Here is a 17,671-nt window from a genome sequence, read left to right on the forward strand (position 1 = left end):
TCAACTTACCAACTACCACTACCTATGCTTCGCTACTCGCTACTTCTGGCTGTTGCGCTGCTGGCCGGCACGGCCCGGGCCCAGACGTCGCCCAGCATCACGGCCGCCGATATGCCGGCCGTGGGCGATACGCTGCGCCTGAGCCAGGCCAGCGGGCTGCCCGCCAGTGCGCCGCCCCTCAGCCGCAACGGAGCCAACCAAACCTGGGATTACTCGGGCCTCGTAGCCAGCTCCCAAACCGTTGACCGCTACGCCAACGTGAATACCACGGCGGCGACCCTGCAGTTTACGTTTAATAACCCGCTCCTGAACCCAGCCTCCCGGGCTACGCTGGTGGTGCCGCGGGCGCTGCCGCTGCCCGCCACTGCCCTGGGGCTGCCCATTACCGACCCGCTGGAGTTTTCCAGCGTATCGCCGGCCGACTTCCGCCTGGTAGGCTACGGCGGCACCCTCAATGGCTTAGCGGTGCCCGTAACGTATGCCTCGCAGGCGCAGCAGGACGTTATTTATCGCTTTCCCATCAGCTACGGCAGTGGGGCCAGCGTCAGCAATTCGCTGCTGACTACGCCGGTGGTGCTGGCCGGCACGGGATATTTCAGCCAGAAGCGCCAGCGCACCAGTCAGCCCGACGCCTGGGGCACGATTACGACGCCCTTCGGCACCTTTCAGGCAGTGCGCCTCGTGGCAACCCTGCTCGACCACGACAGCCTCGCGGCTGGGGGCGCCCCTGGCCAGGGCCTGACGCTGCCCCTCACCCACGAGTACCGCTGGCTGGCCAAGGGCGTGCACGTACCGGTGCTGACTATCACCACCACCACCGTGGCGGGCGCGGAAGTAGTATCGGGGGTTGAGTACCGCGATGTGTACCGGCGCATTGTGCGGCTGGCTGCCCGCAACGCGGCGGCCAATGCTGTAGCTAGCGTTTACCCCAATCCTTCAGTAGCCGGCACCGCTCTGCGCCTGACCGTACCGGCCGGCAGCGGGCCACTCACGGTAACGGCCACCGACCTGCTGGGTCGGCAGCTGTTCAGCCGGCGCTTTGCTGGCAGCCCCGGCGGGGCGCTCACGCTGGAGGCGGCCACGCTTGGCAGCTTCCATGGGGTGCTGCTCCTTACAGTGCAAACCAGCCAGGGCCAGGCCACGCGCCGGGTAGTACGCGAATAAACTTACGCGTACAGGCATACGTTTAGCGGGAGCGGTGCTTGCCGGCTGGTCGGCCTTGGTCGGCCCGACAGCTACTTTTGCCTGGCCACCCGCTTATTCAACCCGATTTTTTACCTGAGCTATAATGGCTATTTCATCTACTGGCAAGGGCGCGCCCGGCGGCGCGCACCACCACAAAAAAAGCAGTAAGCTCGGGCCTGCTCTCACGGCCCTCGACGAGCGCCTGACGCCCACCGCCGTGCCGGCCCACAAGCTGGTGCTGCGCCAGCTGCGCCGCAACGACTTTAAGGCCATCAAGGCCATCATGGAGAAAGTATACTCCAACATGGAAGGTGCCTGGACGGCCGACGAGTTTGCGGCACTGCTGCGCAAGTTTCCCGAAGGCCAGATTTGCATCGAAGACAACGGCCAGGTAGTGGCCGCCGCACTGGCTATCATCGTGGATTACAGCAAGTTTGGCGACAAGCACACCTACGCCAAAATAACGGGCAATGGCAAGTTTGACACCCACGACGCCGAAGGCGATACCCTTTACGGCGTCGATGTGTTTGTTGACCCCGAATACCGTAGCCTGCGCCTGGGGCGCCGGCTCTACGATGCTCGCAAGGAGCTGTGCGAGAGCCTGAACCTACGCGCTATGGTGGCCGGTGGCCGCATTCCCGGCTATGCCCCCTACGCGGGCGAGATGACCCCCGCCAAGTACGTGGAGATGGTGCGCAACAAGGAGCTCGTCGACCCCATCCTTACTTTCCAGCTCTCGAACGAGTTTTACGTGCGTAAAATCATTCGCGGCTACCTGCCCTACGACTCGGAGTCAAAGGCTTATGCTACGCTCCTGGAATGGATTAACGTCTACTACGATGAGGAGTTCGACAAGCTTATCGGCAACCAGAAGTCGAACGTGCGCATTGGCATTGTGCAGTGGCAGATGCGCGCCACCAAGAGCCTGGAAGATTTTTTTCAGCAAATTGAGTTCTTTGTCGATACCGTGAGTGGCTATAAGGCGGACTTAGTGCTGTTTCCGGAGTTTTTTAATGCCCCCATGATGGCTCTTACCAACGAGGAGTCGGCTTCGGCGGCTATCCGGGGCATGGCGGCGTTCACCGAGCCCATCAAGGTGCGCATGATGGAGCTGGCCGTGAGCTACAACATCAACGTAATCGCGGGCTCGATGCCCGTTTATGAAGATGGCAAGCTTTACAACGTCAGCTACTTATGCCGGCGCGACGGCACTGTGGACGAGCAGTACAAGCTGCACGTAACCCCCGACGAGGCCAGCTACTGGGGTATGCGCGGCGGCGATAAGCTAAAGTGCTTTGACACCGACTTTGGCAAAATCGGTATCCTGGTGTGCTACGACGTCGAGTTTCCGGAGCTGTCGCGCCTGCTGAGCGATGAGGGCATGAAAATTCTCTTCGTGCCCTTCTGGACCGATACCAAGAACTCCTACCAGCGGGTGCGCATCTGCGCCCAGGCCCGCGCCATCGAGAACGAGTGCTACGTGGCCATCACGGGCTCGGTAGGCAACCTGCCCAGGGTAGAGAACATGGATATTCAATATTCGCAATCTGCGGTATTCAGCCCCTCCGACTTTGCGTTCCCGCACGATGCCATCGTGGCCGAAGCCACGCCCAATACCGAGATGACGCTCATCGCCGACCTCGACCTCGACTTGCTTAAAGACCTGAACAGCAGCGGGGCCGTGCGCAACCTGCGCGACCGCCGCAAGGACCTTTACAGCGTAAGCTGGCTGAAAAAAGCTGACCAGCAGCGCGACGAAGAGCTGCTGACGCAGGGCGAGGAGCGCCAGCCCGCCGTGAAGCCCGGCCGCCGCAAGGCCGTAGCCGCTGGCTAACGCAAACGCGCCAGCTGCCGAGGCAGGAGGTGAAAATCCGCTCATTGGGCCGGAGCTACTCCCCATAGCAGCGTGCTACCCATTACGAAGCGCTGCCAGCACGCCTGGCATAACAGCCTCACCCAGGTTTGGGTGAGGCTGTTATCATAGTGTAAATACCATATAGTACCTACCCCTGCGCCAGCAGGTAAGCCTGGTCGCGCAGGATGGTGCGCAGGAATGGCTCATCCGACAAGTCGGTGTGGATGCCCAGCAGAGCTTTTACCTTGAGGGCTGTTTCGTTGAGCAGCAGATAATTGCCCTGTTTTATACCCCGGCTCAACAGCTGGCGCAGCAGGGCAGCATCGTGGTCGCTGAGCTGGGCGGCCTGCGGAAATACGGGCTGGTAGCCATCGGGTATAGCCGCTTCCCGGGCCAGCAGCTGCGTGGCGTGTGCAGGCCGCAGGCTCAGCACGGTGGTACCGGCCAGCAGGTCGCCGAGGCGCTGGCCCTTCCCATTGACCAGCACGCTGATGGCGGCCACGCTGCCCACGGTGGCTATAATTTCGATAGGCCGCAACAGCCAGCGCAGCAGGTAGTCGCCGAGCCCGGCCGGGGTACCGTCGAGGCGCATCACCCGCATATGGCGCGCCTTCTTACCCAGAGTCTGGCCATTGAAAAAGATTTCAGCGAGCAGGAAATAAAACAGGAAAGGCAAGCAGATAATCGCCAGCAGCAGCAGCCCAAGCACCCCGGCCGGGTCGCTATAGCTGAGGTGCCTGCTAACCCCGCTGTAACCATCGGCAAAGTAGGACAGCAGCAGCGCCCACAGTACGCCCCAGGCAATGAGCAGCAGGTAGTCGAGCAGGGCCGCCACGATACGGTCGCCCACGCTGGCGGCTTCGTATTCAAGGGTAACATTCTGAGTGGTGTGAACGCGGATAGTGGACATAGCAGGCAGCGGCAAAAACAGCGGTACCAGCCGCTGAGTATGGCAAAGTAACGCTGGCGCACCCCTATCTTCACCGCCTGCAAACCCGCAATTTTTCCTTATATGCGCGAAGCCGTATTTCGCCGTCTCAACCAGGAGCGGTGGCAGCACTACGAAACCACTGCCGTGCCCACCGATGCCGATGAGCTGGCCACCCGCTTTGTAGCCCTAACCGACGACCTGGCCTACGCCCAGACCTTTTACCCGCATTCTGACACAACGCTTTACCTCAACCAGCTGGCCAGCCGCCAGCACCAGGCCCTCTATAAAAACAAGGTCGAAGAGCGGGGCCGCTTTGCCCGGCTTTGGGCCGTAGAAATACCGCTGGTGGTGGGCCGGCACCGGCGCGAGCTGCGCTGGGCACTGCTCGTGTTTGTGCTGAGCGGCCTGGTAGGCGCGCTTTCGGCGGCCTGCGATGACACGTTTGTGCGGGTGGTGCTCGGCGACGACTACGTGAACCAGACGCTGGCCAGCATCCGGCGGGGCGACCCGATGGCCGTGTACAAGCAAAGCGCCGAATTGCCGATGTTTTTGAGCATTACCACTCATAATATTCAGCTTGCGCTATTGACTTTTGCGCTCGGCATCACGGGGGGCATCGGCACTGCGTTTATGCTGTTTCGCAACGGCCTGATGCTGGGGGCCTTTCAATACTTCTTTTTTCAGCAGAAAGTACTGCTGGCCTCGCTGCTCACAATCTGGATTCATGGCACGCTCGAAATCTCCTCGCTCGTGCTGGCGGGTGGGGCCGGCTTCGTACTGGCGCGCGGGCTCCTGTTTCCGGGCACGTATGCCCGGCGCGAGTCGCTGCGCCTGGCCGCCCGCGAAAGCCTGAAGCTGGCGCTGGGCATTGTGCCGCTGCTGGGCATTGCCGGCTTTCTGGAAAGCTTCGTGACGCGCCATACCGAGATGCCGCTGGCGGCCAGCCTGCTCATTATTAGCGGCTCGGCGGCGTTTATCGGCTGGTATTTTGTGTATCGGCCCCGCCAGCTGCGGCAGCGCCTGCAGGCCACCTAACTTATTTTCCCTCCTCTCCTCCCTCTTTCCTTTTTCGATGGCCCTTAGCTATACCCACGAGTCAGACTTCCGCCAGGAGCGGGATTTTGGGCAAAAAATCAGCGCTACCTTCGAGTTTATCGGCGTGCATTGGCGGCCGCTGGGGCGAGTAATGCTTTACCTGGTGCTTCCCCTGGCCCTGGTGCAAGGCATTCTTACCGCCCTGTTACAGTCGCGGATGCTAAGCTCGATGCTAGCTACCACCCGCTACCCGCCCGAGCGCAACCCGCTGGCCATGCAGCGGGCTATGCTTGCAAACATGGCCAATCCGCTATATTACTTCAATATTGCCGTGTCGCTGGTGTTCATCTCCGTGCTCGTGCTCACCATATATGGCTACCTGGTGCATTGCCTGCGGCCGGCCAATGCTGCCCCCACGCCCATCACAGTTGCCGAAGTGTGGGGCGTGGTGCGCCGCCGGCTGGTGGGCTCGGTCTTTTCGCTGGTCGGCCTCTGTGTGGTGCTGCTACTCGGCTCTATCGTTTTTTTCCTCCCCGGCTTTTATCTGAGCATTGCGCTGAGCTTGTTCTTTATCGTAGCCGTAGTCGAGGAAACAGGCTTCCTGGCCACCATCAGCCGTTGCCTGAGTTTGACCAAGGGCAAGTGGTGGTCTACGTTCGGGCTCATTTTTATTATGACCTTCCTGCTGTACCTGCTGTTCATTGGGCTGGGCCTGGTGTTCGGGGTGCTACGCGCAAGTCTGCACGGGGCATTGCCCCTTAGTAGCGAGCCCGGGCAGTTTAGCCCCGTACTCATTGTTATCAATACGCTGCTCTTCACCACGGTTACCCTGCTGCTTTACCCACCCATTTTGCTGGTGCTGGCCTTTCAGTATTTCAACTTGGTGGAGCGCCGCGAGGGCGTGGGCCTGCACCAGCTCGTGGACCAGCTAGGCCAGGCACCACCCACCGGCCCTGGCGCTACCACCTATCGCCCCGATGAGGAAGGTGACTATTAAATACCGGGGCCTGGCCATCTGGCTACTATCGGCTTCACTGCTGACGGCAACTGGCCGGGCTACTCCCGCAGCATCTGCCCGGCCACTCGCGCCGGCTCCCCAAACGCTGCCTCCCGACCAGGGTGCTGTGCGCCTGCGCCAGCCGGCCGCCGTGGCGGCCCGCCTGAACGAGCTGCACAGCCAGCGCGAGTTCGATTATCGCGAGGCACCGCCGGCTACCGACGAGGCTTCCAGTGCCTGGAGTCGCTTCTGGCAGCGTATTTTCCGCTGGCTGCTCAGCAAGTTTTCCTGGCTGGGCACCGGTAGCTACGCCGGCTTCTGGCGCTGGCTCCTTTATGGGCTGCTGGCCGCTGCCGTGGTGTATGTGGTGCTCAAGCTGCTACAGGTTGACCTTACGGCGGCCTTTGGGCGCTCGCCGGGCCGGGCGGCGCTCCCCTACGACGCGCAGAGCGAAAATATTCACGAGCTGGATTTTCCGGCCCGACTGCAGGCGGCCGAGGAGGCCGGCAACTTCCGCCTGGCCACGCGCCTGGGCTACCTGGAGCTGCTCAAGCAGCTCACCGACCGGCAGCTCATCAGCTGGCAGCCCGACAAAACCAACCAGACCTACCTGCGCGAGCTGGCTGGCCAGCGGCCCGCGCTACGCCCGTCCTTTGCCGAGCTAACGCGACAGTTCGAGTACGTGTGGTACGGCGAATTGCCCCTTTCGCCCACCCTCTATACCGAGGTGCGCGCCGGCCAGCTTGGGCTGAGCCGGCAGCTCGGGGCCACCCGGGCGGGTGTTTCTTAAGCTAGTTTTTCATGTCGCTCCCTGCTATTTGCCTCGACTGCGAGCCGTTTCGCGACCGCCACAGCGGCTTCAGTCATTTTGTGTTTCCGCTGGCCGAGGAGCTGGTGCGCCAGAACCACCGCTATCACCTCAGCTGCTACGTGCCGCCGGCTGAGGTGGGAGCCCTGGGTACCGAAGGCGTTGAGTACCTTACGCAACGCAGCTTTCACAAATATTTCAACCCGCCCAGCTACCGCTTCCGGCTGTGGCACAGCACTTCGCAGCTAAGCTGGTACGTGCCCACCAGCCCCTTTACCAAAGTGGTGCTTACGGTACACGACCTCAACTTCCTGCACGAAAACCCCGATGAGCGCACCTATACCCGGCAGTTGGCAATGGTGCGCCGCAATATTCGGCGGGCCGATTATATCGTCACCATTTCCGACTTCGTGCGCCAAGATATTCTGCGCCACGCCGACCTGCTGGGCTACCAGCCGGGCAAGCCCATGCGCTACGTGCGGCGCGGCGTTGAGGCGCTGGTGCCGGTGCCCAACCACCAGCCGGCCTACGCACCGCGCCGGCCGTTCCTCTTCAGTCTGGGCGCGGTTAATGCCAAGAAAAACTTTCGGGTGCTGCCGCCGCTGCTGGTCGGCAACGACTACGAGCTGGTGCTGGCCGGCGGCTTCGCCGAGCCCGACTATGTGGCCCGGATTCGGGCCGCCGCCGCCGAAGCCGGCGTGGCCGACCGCGTCACCATTCTTACCCGCATCAGCGAGGCCGATAAAACCTGGTATTATCAGCACTGCCTGGCCTACCTGCAACCTTCTCTGGCCGAGGGCTTTGGCCTGCCCGTGGTGGAAGCTATGCAGTTTGGCAAACCAGTATTTCTGAGCCAGCTGACTTCGCTGCCCGAAGTAGGCGGCGCGGCGGCGCGCTACTTCCCCGACTTTACGCCCGCGGCCATGGCCCGCACCCTGGCCGCGGGGCTGGCCGAGTACCAGGCCCACCCCGCCCGCGCCACCGAGCTACGCGCCCACGCCGCCACGTTCAGCTGGGCGCAGTCGGCCGCCGATTACCTGGCCGTGTATGACACGTTGTTAGGCTCTTAGCTGCCGGCGCATGGCTCTCAGCTTCCCTTCTACTCGCCGACCAGCCGCTCCTCAACCAGCGGCAAGCCGCCCCGGTATATTATGACTCATTTTCGCCTGTATCTGCTGGGGTTGCTGCTCTTGTTCGGAGCCTTTGTGGCGCTGGAGTATTATCGCCCCCGGCCTCTCAACTGGCAGCCCACGCTCAGTAATAAAGATAAGATTCCGTACGGCACCTACGCCCTCTACGACGTGCTGCCCCAGCTGCTGGGTACAGGCTCGGTAGAGAGCGTACGCCTGCCGGTTTATAATCAGCTCTTTAAGGAAGACGAGCCCGACACCACCGGGGATTCGGTCGCGGCCAGCCGCTCAGCTGCTGCGCCCTCCTCCACCGGCCGCGACTCGGCCAGTGCACTCGCGCCGGCCAGCGGCCAAGCCAAGCCAAGTGGGCCCGCGCCCACGCTGCCAATGCAGCCCACCACCTACTTTTTTATTGCCAATCAATTCGCTATCAGTCAGCTCGAAGGGCAGGCGCTGCTGGCTTTTGTGGCCGCGGGCAACGACGTATTCATCGCGGCCGAGGAGCTTGACAACGCGGGCGGGCGGGCGGTATTTGCCGATTCGCTGGGCGTGCGCTTCCAGGAGGCCGACTCGGCGCGCACGCCCGGCCTGCCTCGCCCCGACTCGGTGCTGGTGCGGCTGGTAAATCCGGCCCTGGGCCCGGCCACGCTGCGGCTGCCGGCCCAGGCGGCCACCGCGCGCCTGGTAGTGCGGGGCGGCCACCAAGGCATCACCCTCGCCACCGATGCGCAGGGCCGGGCCGTGCTGCTGCGCCTCAACCACGGGCGCGGGCAGGTGTACCTATGCAGCGTACCAATAATATTAAGTAATTACTATGTGTTAGCGCCGCGCCACCGCCCCTTTGCGCTGGGGGCGCTCTCGTACCTGCCCACCGGCCGGCCGGTGTGGTGGGATGAATACCAGAAGCAGGGCCGCCTGGGCGAGCAGTCGGTGCTGCGTGTGCTGCTGGCCCACGACAGCCTGCGCACCGCCTACTACCTGCTATGGGTCACGGCCATTCTATTCATAGTTATCGAGGCGCGGCGACGGCAGCGTATCATCCCGGTTAGCAAGCCTTTGCCGAATACAACCTTGCTTTTTACCCGCACCGTAGCCAGCCTCTATCAGCAGGGCCGCAGCCATAACCGCATTGCGGAAAAAAAAGTGAGTCTCTTTCTGGACTACCTGCGCAGCCGCTTTCACGAGCCAGCGCCCGACCTCGGCGACGACGCTTTCCGCGAGCGCCTGAGCCAGAAGGCGGGACTGCCGCGCCTGCGCATCGATGAGCTGCTGCGGCTCATCAACTTCGTCCGTACCGCGCCCGTCGTCACCGACCGTGAGCTGCTTACGCTAAGCCGCGCTATCCGGGATTTCAAGCAGGAATCTACCTGAAGCGCTGCTAAAATCTGTATTGCACTGAGTCAATAAATTGCATTTTATCATTTTATAACTATTCCATTAAAATTATTTTAAATCATTTAAATTAGGTTTTTAGCTGTTTTTTCTTCTGAAAACAGAGCGCAAAACTAGTACTTTTTAGCAAACTCTTTCTACCGGTCTTTCTTTCAAAAGCGAAGCTACGCGCCCGCTACCAGCCTGCCAACTCATGGAAACTCAGTCTTTCGACGAACCCACTCTTGCTTCTTCAGCGCCGATAGCCGGCAGCTTTGCCCCGCGCACGGACCTCTCGCAGCTCGCGGCGCACGTCGAGGCCGTGCGCCAGCAAATCGGGCAGGTTATTGTGGGCCAGCACGACTTGCTGGAGCTGCTGCTCACGGCCCTGCTCGCCGATGGCCACGTCCTGCTCGAGGGCGTGCCGGGCGTGGCCAAAACTCTCACCGCCAAGCTGCTTGCCCGCACCCTGGATGTGCCGTTCAGCCGCATTCAGTTTACGCCCGACCTGATGCCGGCCGACGTGCTGGGCACCAGCGTGTTTCGGCCGGCGCAGGGCGATTTCGAGTTTCGGCCCGGCCCCATCTTCGCCAGCGTGGTGCTGATTGACGAAATCAACCGCGCCCCCGCCAAGACGCAGTCGGCCCTGTTTGAGGTGATGGAGGAGCGCACCGTGACCCAGGACGGCACGGCGCACCGCATGGGCTCGCCCTTCGTGGTGCTGGCCACTCAAAACCCGATTGAGCAGGAAGGCACTTACCGCCTGCCCGAAGCGCAGCTCGACCGCTTCCTCTTTAAGCTGAACGTGGGCTACCCCACGCTGGCCGAGGAAATCCAGATTTTGCAGGGCCACCACAGCGGTTTTGGCGGCACGCCGCTGGAACTTGTAAAGCCGGTGCTCTCAGCAGCCGACCTGGCCGCGTTGCGCCGGCAGGTGGGCCAGCAGCGCGTGGAAGCCAACGTGCTCGAATACATTGCCAAAATAGTGGGCCAGACCCGCGCCCACAAGGCGCTGTACCTGGGCGCGTCGCCCCGCGCCAGCATTGCGCTGCTCAACGGGGCCAAGGCGCTGGCGGCCCTGCGCGGCCGCGACTTCGTAACGCCCGAAGACGTGCAGTTTCTGGCCGCGCCGGTGCTGCGCCACCGCATTATGCTCACGCCCGAGCGCGAGATGGAAGGCGGCACGGCCGATGAAGTGGTAAGGCAGATTGTGCAAAGCGTGGAAGTGCCGCGGTAGGTTTTACCAGCTAACAAGCGTTTGCCCTGGCGCTTGCACGCACAAGTTGTATTTATGAGCCTGTTCTTAACCAAACGCTTCTTTTACCTCTGCACGGCGCTCATTGCGGGCTTTGTAGTAGCCTTTTTTCTGCCGTGGCTGCTGGGGCCGATGCAGGTATTGCTGGGCGCGGCCGGGCTGCTCACGCTGCTCGATGCGCTGCTGCTCTTTGCACCGGGGAAACATAAAAATTTTCCTATATTTGGCCGACGCGTGCTGGGTGATAAGCTGGCCAATGGCGACGACAACCAGGTGCAACTCTACCTGGAAAGCCGCTACCGCTTTGGAGTGCAGGTAGAAGTGATTGATGAGATTCCGCACCAGTTTCAGCGGCGCGATGTGCTATTTGAAACTACTATTCAGCCGGGGCAGACGCAGATAATCACTTACCACTTGCGGCCTACCAAGCGCGGCGAGTACGAGTTTGGGGCCCTGAACGTGTACGCGGCCTCGGCGCTGCGGCTGGTACGGCGGCGCTTTCGCTTCGACCAGGCCAAGGTGGTGCCGGTGTACCCGTCGTTTTTGCAGATGCGGCAGTACGAGCTGCTGGCTATCCATAACCGCCTCACCGAGGTGGGCGTGAAGCGCATCCGGCGCGTGGGGCAGAGCCTGGAGTTTGAGCAAATCCGGCCCTATGCCAGCGGCGACGACCCGCGCACCATCAACTGGAAAGCCAGCGCCCGGCGCGGCGGTAGTCCGGCCGACACGCTGGTTGTCAACCACTTTCAGGATGAGCGCGCCCAGCAGGTATTCTGCCTCATCGACAAGGGCCGCGTGATGCGGATGCCGTTTGAGGGCCTGAGTCTGCTCGACTATGCCATCAACGCCACGCTGGTAATGAGCAATATTGCCCTGCTCAAACACGATAAAGCGGGGCTGATTACGTTTTCCAATAAACCCGGCGCAATGGTGCCCGCCGAGCGCCGGCCGGGCCACCTGCGCACCATTCTGGAAGTACTCTATCGCCAAAAGACGAAGTACCTCGAAACCGACTACGAGCTGCTCTATGCCACGGTGCGGGCCCGCGTAAAGCAGCGCAGCTTATTGATTTTATTCACCAATTTTGAAACCTTGCAGGGAATGCAGCGTCAGCTGCCCTACCTGCGCGGCCTTGGCAAGCAGCATTTGCTGCTGGTAGTTTTCTTTGAAAACACCGAGCTACGCGCTTATCTCGACGCGCCGGCCGAAACAACGGCCGACGTGTACAACCAAACCATCGCCGAGAAATTTCAGCAGGAGAAGCGCCAGATTGTGCTCGAATTGCAGCGCTACGGCATTCAGGCGCTGCTCACGCCGCCGCAACTGCTGACGGCCAACACGATAAATAAATACCTGGAATTCAAGGCCAGGGGACTGATATGATAACGCAGCGTTTCGCAAAGTTGGCAGAGTTTCGCAAAGTAGTTTACCGTTCGCCCCTGCGAAACTCTGCCAGCTTTGTAAAACTCTGCGCTGGGATTGCACTGGTCTTTGCTGGTTTAACGGCCCACGCCCAGCGCCCGCTGCTGCCGGTGCCCGCGCAGGCCAGCTGGCAGGCCGGCTACTACACCTTCAAAATAGCGCCGCTGCTGGCGCTGCACCGCGAAACGACGGGCCCGGCCACCTCTTCGGACGAGAGCTATCGCCTGCGTGTTACTGCCACCGGCGCACTGCTCACGGCGGTTTCGCCCCTGGGTATTCAGCGGGGGCTGGCCACGTTTTGGCAGGTAATTGAGGCCACGCCGCATGGCTGGCGGGCGCAGTTTTGTGATATCCAGGACCAGCCGCGCTTTCGGTGGCGCGGGCTATTGGTTGACCCGGCGCGGCACTTTCTGCCGGTGGCCGTAGTCAAGCGCACCCTCGACGGCATGGCCGCCGTGAAGCTCAACGTGCTGCACTGGCACCTCTGCGACGACCAGGGCTGGCGGGTCGAGAGCAAGCTGTTTCCGCGCCTGCACACGGTGGGCGGCGCCACCGGCTACTACACCCAGGCCGAGGTGCGCGAGGTGGTGCGCTACGCCGCCCAGCGCGGCATCCGGGTGGTGCCCGAGTTTGACCTGCCCGGCCACGCCGGCGCGCTGCTGGCCGCCTACCCACGCCTGGCCTGCAACGACTCGCTTAAGGCCGTGCCCACCCGCTGGGGCGTACTCAACATCGCCCTCGACCCCACCCGCGAAAGTACCTACACTATGCTCGACTCGGTGCTGACCGAGCTGAGCGGGCTGTTTCCGGACCCGTATTTTCACATAGGCGGCGATGAGAACGACGGCCGGCAGTGGCGCCACAACCCGCGCATTGTGGCCTTTATGCAGGAAAAATGCTTTCTCAACGCGAAAGGCTACGTCGATAAGCACCAGCTGCAAAACTATTTCAACCGCCGGATGCTCAGCATAGTGCAAAAGCTGGGCAAGACGATGGTCGGCTGGGATGAGATTCTGGGACCCGACCTGCCCGCGCCGGTGGTGATTGAAAGCTGGCGCGGCCCCAAAGGCGTGGCCGATGCCGTGCGCCTGGGCCACCCTGCCCTGCGCGCCCACGGCTACTACCTCGACCTTAATTTTTCGGCCGCTGCGCACTACGCCGCCGACCCGCTGCAGGGCATCCCCGACTCGCTGCATGCCCGCGTGCTGGGCGGCGAGGCGGCCATGTGGAGCGAATTTGCCGACAGCGTTATTTATGAGAGCCGGGTGTGGCCCCGCGCCGCCGCCGTGGCCGAACGCCTGTGGAGCCCCGCTGCCCTCACGCAGGACGTGCCCGATATGTACCGTCGCCTGGCTTTTGTGTCGGAAGAGCTGGATGCGCTGGGCCTGCGCCACCGCCGCGCCCCGGCCGCGCTGCTGCGCCAGCTGGCCGCCCCCTACCCGGCCGCGTTGCCCGCGCTACAAACCTTCACGGCCCTTTTAGAGCCGGTGAAGGAGTACAGGCGGCATTTTCAGGGCTTTAAGTACACTACCGAAACGCCCCTGACCCGCCTCGCAGATGCTGCGCCGGCCGAGTCGGATGTAGCCCGGCGCTTTGGAGCCACGGCAGACAGCCTGCTGGCCGGCCTGAGTATCGCGGTGCCAAGGTTTCCGGCTACGGGCCCGCCCACGCTGCTACCGATAGCCAGCCGCCAGCTAGCCGCGCTACGCCAGCAACTGGCCGACTGGCAGCACGCTACTGAAGCCTTGCCGCCGCTGTTCGTGATAAGCCCCGGCGTGGCCGAATACGCGCCACTGGCCGCTCAGCTGGGCACAGTAACCAGCCTGCTCACCCAGCGCCTGACTCAGCTTGAGCAGGGGCAGGCGCCGCTACCGGCCTGGCAAAGCGCGGCCCGGCTGCAGCTCGATGCCGCCCAAAAGCCCGCCGGGCAGGCCGAGCTGGCTATTATCGGCGCGGCCCGGCGGTTGGTAGGATTGTAAAAAGCTTTACAACCTAAGGGGGGCGGCCTGACGTAGGTAAACTATGCAAACAGACTCCGCGCCCTCCGCCTCCGCCAACGAACAACCGGCCGACGACCACCTACTGGAAGATTTGGCGGCCTTAACCAGCTTATTTAACCCAGTTGAAATCTGGCACGAAGAAGAAAAGCTGGACGACCTGGACGAAAAACCTTCCCAGGAAGCCCTTCACCCGCCTGTAGCTCCGGCTGATTAACGGTGGGCGCGTGCCCGGCTACTACTCATCAGTGGCCAGCGAGGCAGCTACTTGCGCCGCTTCCCGTGCCAGCAGGGCCTGCTTGCGGGCACTGCCCCAGCGGTAGCCGCCCGGCCCACCATGCTGCTGAATAACGCGATGACAGGGAATGAGATAGGCGATACTATTTGCCCCCACAGCGCCGCCTACGGCCTGGCTGGCGCCCGGCTGCCCGATAGCTGCCGCTACCTCGCGGTATGAAACCACGGCTCCGGCCGGAATCCGCAGCAGCGCCTCCCACACCTTTACCTGAAAATTGGTGCCCTTCAGCAAAAGCGGCACGGGCGGGCCAGCTGGGTCAACTTTAGTAGCGAAAAGCCGGGCGGCCACGGCAGCCGTTCGGGTGGCATCAGGCACAAGTATCGCGCCGGGCCAGGCGGCCCGCAGCTGCGTCAGGGCGGCTCCCTGCTCGGCCTCAGCCTGAAACGTGAGGCCGCAGATGCCCCGGTCGGTCAGGCTGAGCAAGCATTCGCCGAAAGGCGTGGGGTGAAAGCCATAGGCGATGAAGAGGCCGGCGGCCTGCGCCCGGTACTCGGCCGGCGTCATGGCTTCGTAGGTCACGAACAAGTCGTGAAGCCGGCTCGGGCCCGAAAGACCAGCTTGGTGCGTAGCGGCCAGCACATTGCCCGATTCGGCCAGCACCTGCCGCGCGTATTCTTTGGTAAGAAAACGCAGAAACCTTTGCGGACTAATACCCGCCCAGCGCGTGAACAGCCGGTTGAAATGAAATGGGCTGAGGTGCACGTGCGCCGCAATTTCTTCCAGCGAAGGCTGCTGGGCAACATGACCGGCAATAAAGCTGATAGCCTGCTCTACGCGGGTGTAGTCGAGGCTGGCCTGCGTGCCAGCGGCGGGCGCCAGGTCGGTTTCGGCCAGTAGCAACTCAGGCGGGCAGGCAAAGGGGAGCTGGCTCATAAAGCAGAGGCATTGACAGGCCTCAAAAGTACTTTTCGGTTACGCCCGCGTCTATCCGAATCTTGCGCACTTTCGGCCATGCTACCTTGGTGAGCCGCCTGCGTCAGTGCCGCACCTGGTTGCGCACCGCAATCAGCTCGGCCGCCACACTCACCGCGATTTCTTCCGGAGTACGGCTGGCAATCGGCACCCCAATCGGCCCCCGGAGCCGGGCCATAGCCGCGGCCGTAAACCCGGCCTCGCTCAGGGCGCGGCGCAGCTCGGCCACTTTGGCGGCGCTGCCCATCACGCCCAGGTAAGCATAGTGTTTAGCTACTATTTGCCGCAAGACCACCTCGTCGGTCCGGTAGCCTACGGTCATTACTACTACGTAGCGGTGCGGGCCGGGCGGTACAGCGGCAGCCAGGGTATCGTAGCTCAATACGTGACGATGGTGGGCGTCATCGTTAGTGGCCAGCGTGGGCAGGTCGGGCCGGTCGTCGAGCACAGTTATCTCAAACTCCAGGTTGGCGGCCACGCGGGCAAGTGCCCGGCTCACATGCCCACCGCCCACAATGGTGAGTTGGTCGCGGTAGCCCAGCTGCTCCTTATACTCCCAGGCTGGGCCAGGCTGGTAGCTATAAAAATGAGCCGATACTGCTGCAAATACCTGCAAACCAGCCGCTTCACTTACCTGCCACGCACCAACCTGAAGGGTTTGCAAAGCAGCTATAATGGCTTGTACTGCCTGCAAATCGATAGGCCGCAGGGGCCAAAGCAGCACTTCCTGCTCGCCCGAGCACATCATACCCGAGCGGTCGGCCGGAGCCTCACGCCGATGAATCTGGGGGCGCAGCAGCGGCGCCCCCCCGCCTTCGCGCAGGCGCTGGCGGGCCAGCTCTACCCACTTGTGCTCCATAATGCCGCCGCCGATGGAGCCACACGCGGCTTCGGCCGTAACTACCATCTTGAAACCCTGGCGGCCGGGACTGCTGCCCTCACTGCGCACCACGCACAGCAGCACGGCCGCGTGGCCAGCCCGAAGACTGGCGGCGGCAAGGGTCCAAACGGGCAGGTCGCGGGGGGCAGCAGGCAATTTCTACTCAGTGATAACTTTTACTTATTCAATGCGCCCTGGTTAATCCAGCAGCCAATGAGGTCACGCTCCTGCTGGGTTATCTGGGTTTTGTTGTTTTGGGGCATTGTTCTGGTGACGACTACACGCTGCATTATCTTGTCTTTCAGCCGGATAATATCCTCCGGCGTGTCGTACACCACCCCGTTGGGAGGCGCCTTAAATACGTCGTCGGTCGGGTGTGCCGAGTGGCACTGAATGCAGCGCTTCTGCACAATAGCGTTTACCTGCACCATACTTACCTGCTGGGTGCAGCGGCCGGCGGCCGTGCCTGGCTCCACTTTAGGAGCCGTTACGAATACCACGCCCAGCAGGATTGCTGCCGACAGGGGCAGCACCCAGGCGTTGGACTGGTGCTTCTCGCGCAGGTTGAGCCAGTGCTTCACGCCCGCCGTACCCAGCGTAATGGCCGCCAGAATAGCCCACGGATACGCGTGCCCAAAGGTGCTGGGAAAGTGGTTGCTCACCATCACAAACAGCACAGGCAGCGTAAAATAGTTGTTGTGCAGCGAGCGGGCCAGCGAGTTTTTGCCCAGCGCAGGGTCGAGCGGCGTGCCGTCGGTGGCAGCCTTCACCATCGCTTTCTGCGACGGAATAATGATAAAAAACACGTTGGCCACCATCAGCGTGCCCAGCATGGCCCCGAAGTGGATGTAAGCGGCCCGCGCGCTGAACACCTGGGCGTAGAAAAACGCGAAACCCACGGCCAACGCAAAGCCCACCACCATAAACCAGCGGCTGCGCACCAGCGCCGTGCGGCACAGGCCATCGTAGAGCAGCCACGCCACCCCAAACGACCCCACCCCGATACCCACGCCCGCCAGCGGCGAAATGGCCAGCACCCGCGGGTCAATCAGCATAGAGCTGGCGTTGAAGTAGTAGACTACAAACAGCAGGCTGAAGCCCGAAAGCCAGGTAAAGTAGGCTTCATACTTAAACCAGTGTAGGTTTTTAGGTATTTGCGGGGGCGCGAGCTTGTATTTTTCGAGGTAGTAAAAGCCGCCGCCGTGCACGGCCCAAAGGTTGCCGGCCAGCTCATCGCGCACATTATCGGTCCGGTTGAGAGCATTTTCAAGAAATACGAAGTAGAACGAGGCACCAATCCAGGCAATGCCGAAGGTGATGTGCATGAGCCGCACGACAATATTCAGCCACTCTAATATGTGTCCTCCCCAGGGCGTATCGCGCACCAGCACGTAGCACACGCCCACTGCCGTAATGGCCGCCAGCAGCATGAAAGCATACGAAAACCCTTCGAGCGTAAAGCCTTGGTCGCCCACGGGGCCACCCTGGGGCCGGCTTTTGGCCAGGTGCTGAAGCACTACAATAGCTCCCAGCAGCAGCCCAAAGGTTAGTAAAAGCGCAAGTAAGGTAACGTATTGAAGCATAGAAAATATAAA

The 17,671-nt window shown here is 62.0% G+C and carries 15 protein-coding genes; 11 read left to right on the top strand and 4 right to left on the bottom strand.

Annotated features, from left to right (window positions below; genetic code table 11):
* The first annotated feature begins 24 nt into the window (after positions 1-24).
* On the top strand, positions 25-1,164 hold the full coding sequence (locus F6X24_RS00205; RefSeq protein ID WP_151085715.1) for a T9SS type A sorting domain-containing protein: 1,140 nt from the start codon (positions 25-27) through the stop codon (positions 1,162-1,164).
* Positions 1,165-1,468: 304 nt separating this feature from the next.
* Positions 1,469-3,019, top strand: a complete 1,551-nt coding sequence (locus F6X24_RS00210; RefSeq protein WP_394349950.1) for a carbon-nitrogen hydrolase family protein — start codon at positions 1,469-1,471, stop codon at positions 3,017-3,019.
* 169 nt (positions 3,020-3,188) lie between these two features.
* Here the strand turns inward: F6X24_RS00210 and F6X24_RS00215 are convergent, their stop codons facing one another.
* The gene (locus F6X24_RS00215; protein WP_151085717.1) at positions 3,189-3,950 is read right to left on the bottom strand and encodes an RDD family protein; all 762 of its coding nucleotides are present in this window, start codon (positions 3,948-3,950) and stop codon (positions 3,189-3,191) included.
* A 102-nt stretch (positions 3,951-4,052) separates the two neighbouring features.
* On the opposite strand from F6X24_RS00215, the gene F6X24_RS00220 reads away from it, so the two are divergent.
* The 9 genes from F6X24_RS00220 to F6X24_RS00260 all read left to right on the top strand — a co-directional run bounded on the left by F6X24_RS00220 (position 4,053) and on the right by F6X24_RS00260 (position 14,203).
* Positions 4,053-5,006, top strand: coding sequence for a stage II sporulation protein M (locus F6X24_RS00220; RefSeq protein ID WP_151085718.1), 954 nt, complete (start codon positions 4,053-4,055; stop codon positions 5,004-5,006).
* A gap of 37 nt (positions 5,007-5,043) precedes the next feature.
* Positions 5,044-6,003, top strand: a complete 960-nt coding sequence (locus F6X24_RS00225; RefSeq protein ID WP_151085719.1) for a hypothetical protein — start codon at positions 5,044-5,046, stop codon at positions 6,001-6,003.
* The gene (locus tag F6X24_RS00230; protein ID WP_151085720.1) at positions 5,984-6,793 is read left to right on the top strand and encodes a DUF4129 domain-containing protein; all 810 of its coding nucleotides are present in this window, start codon (positions 5,984-5,986) and stop codon (positions 6,791-6,793) included. The genes F6X24_RS00225 and F6X24_RS00230 overlap by 20 nt, the downstream gene beginning before the upstream one ends.
* A gap of 11 nt (positions 6,794-6,804) precedes the next feature.
* Positions 6,805-7,881, top strand: coding sequence for a glycosyltransferase family 4 protein (locus tag F6X24_RS00235; RefSeq protein ID WP_151085721.1), 1,077 nt, complete (start codon positions 6,805-6,807; stop codon positions 7,879-7,881).
* An 81-nt stretch (positions 7,882-7,962) separates the two neighbouring features.
* Positions 7,963-9,312, top strand: a complete 1,350-nt coding sequence (locus tag F6X24_RS00240) for a DUF4350 domain-containing protein (RefSeq protein ID WP_151085722.1) — start codon at positions 7,963-7,965, stop codon at positions 9,310-9,312.
* Between the two features lie 214 nt (positions 9,313-9,526).
* Positions 9,527-10,549, top strand: coding sequence for an AAA family ATPase (locus F6X24_RS00245; RefSeq protein WP_151085723.1), 1,023 nt, complete (start codon positions 9,527-9,529; stop codon positions 10,547-10,549).
* A gap of 54 nt (positions 10,550-10,603) precedes the next feature.
* On the top strand, positions 10,604-11,950 hold the full coding sequence (locus tag F6X24_RS00250; RefSeq protein WP_151085724.1) for a DUF58 domain-containing protein: 1,347 nt from the start codon (positions 10,604-10,606) through the stop codon (positions 11,948-11,950).
* Between the two features lie 149 nt (positions 11,951-12,099).
* Complete coding sequence (locus F6X24_RS00255; protein ID WP_191906390.1) at positions 12,100-13,968, top strand: beta-N-acetylhexosaminidase; 1,869 nt, start codon at positions 12,100-12,102, stop codon at positions 13,966-13,968.
* 43 nt (positions 13,969-14,011) lie between these two features.
* The gene (locus F6X24_RS00260; RefSeq protein WP_151085726.1) at positions 14,012-14,203 is read left to right on the top strand and encodes a hypothetical protein; all 192 of its coding nucleotides are present in this window, start codon (positions 14,012-14,014) and stop codon (positions 14,201-14,203) included.
* Positions 14,204-14,224: 21 nt separating this feature from the next.
* On the opposite strand, the gene F6X24_RS00265 is transcribed toward F6X24_RS00260, so the two are convergent.
* The 3 genes from F6X24_RS00265 to F6X24_RS00275 form a co-directional block, all read right to left on the bottom strand.
* Positions 14,225-15,157, bottom strand: a complete 933-nt coding sequence (locus F6X24_RS00265; protein ID WP_151085727.1) for a bifunctional transcriptional activator/DNA repair enzyme AdaA — start codon at positions 15,155-15,157, stop codon at positions 14,225-14,227.
* A gap of 103 nt (positions 15,158-15,260) precedes the next feature.
* Positions 15,261-16,232: an XdhC family protein gene (locus F6X24_RS00270; protein WP_151085728.1), complete on the bottom strand. Its 972-nt coding sequence runs from the start codon at positions 16,230-16,232 to the stop codon at positions 15,261-15,263.
* 20 nt (positions 16,233-16,252) lie between these two features.
* Entirely contained in the window at positions 16,253-17,659 is a 1,407-nt protein-coding gene (locus F6X24_RS00275; RefSeq protein WP_229725243.1) for a urate hydroxylase PuuD, read from the bottom strand.
* Between the last annotated feature and the right edge of the window lie 12 nt (positions 17,660-17,671).

The sequence above is a fragment of the Hymenobacter baengnokdamensis genome (assembly GCF_008728635.1).
GTDB lineage: Bacteria > Bacteroidota > Bacteroidia > Cytophagales > Hymenobacteraceae > Hymenobacter > Hymenobacter baengnokdamensis.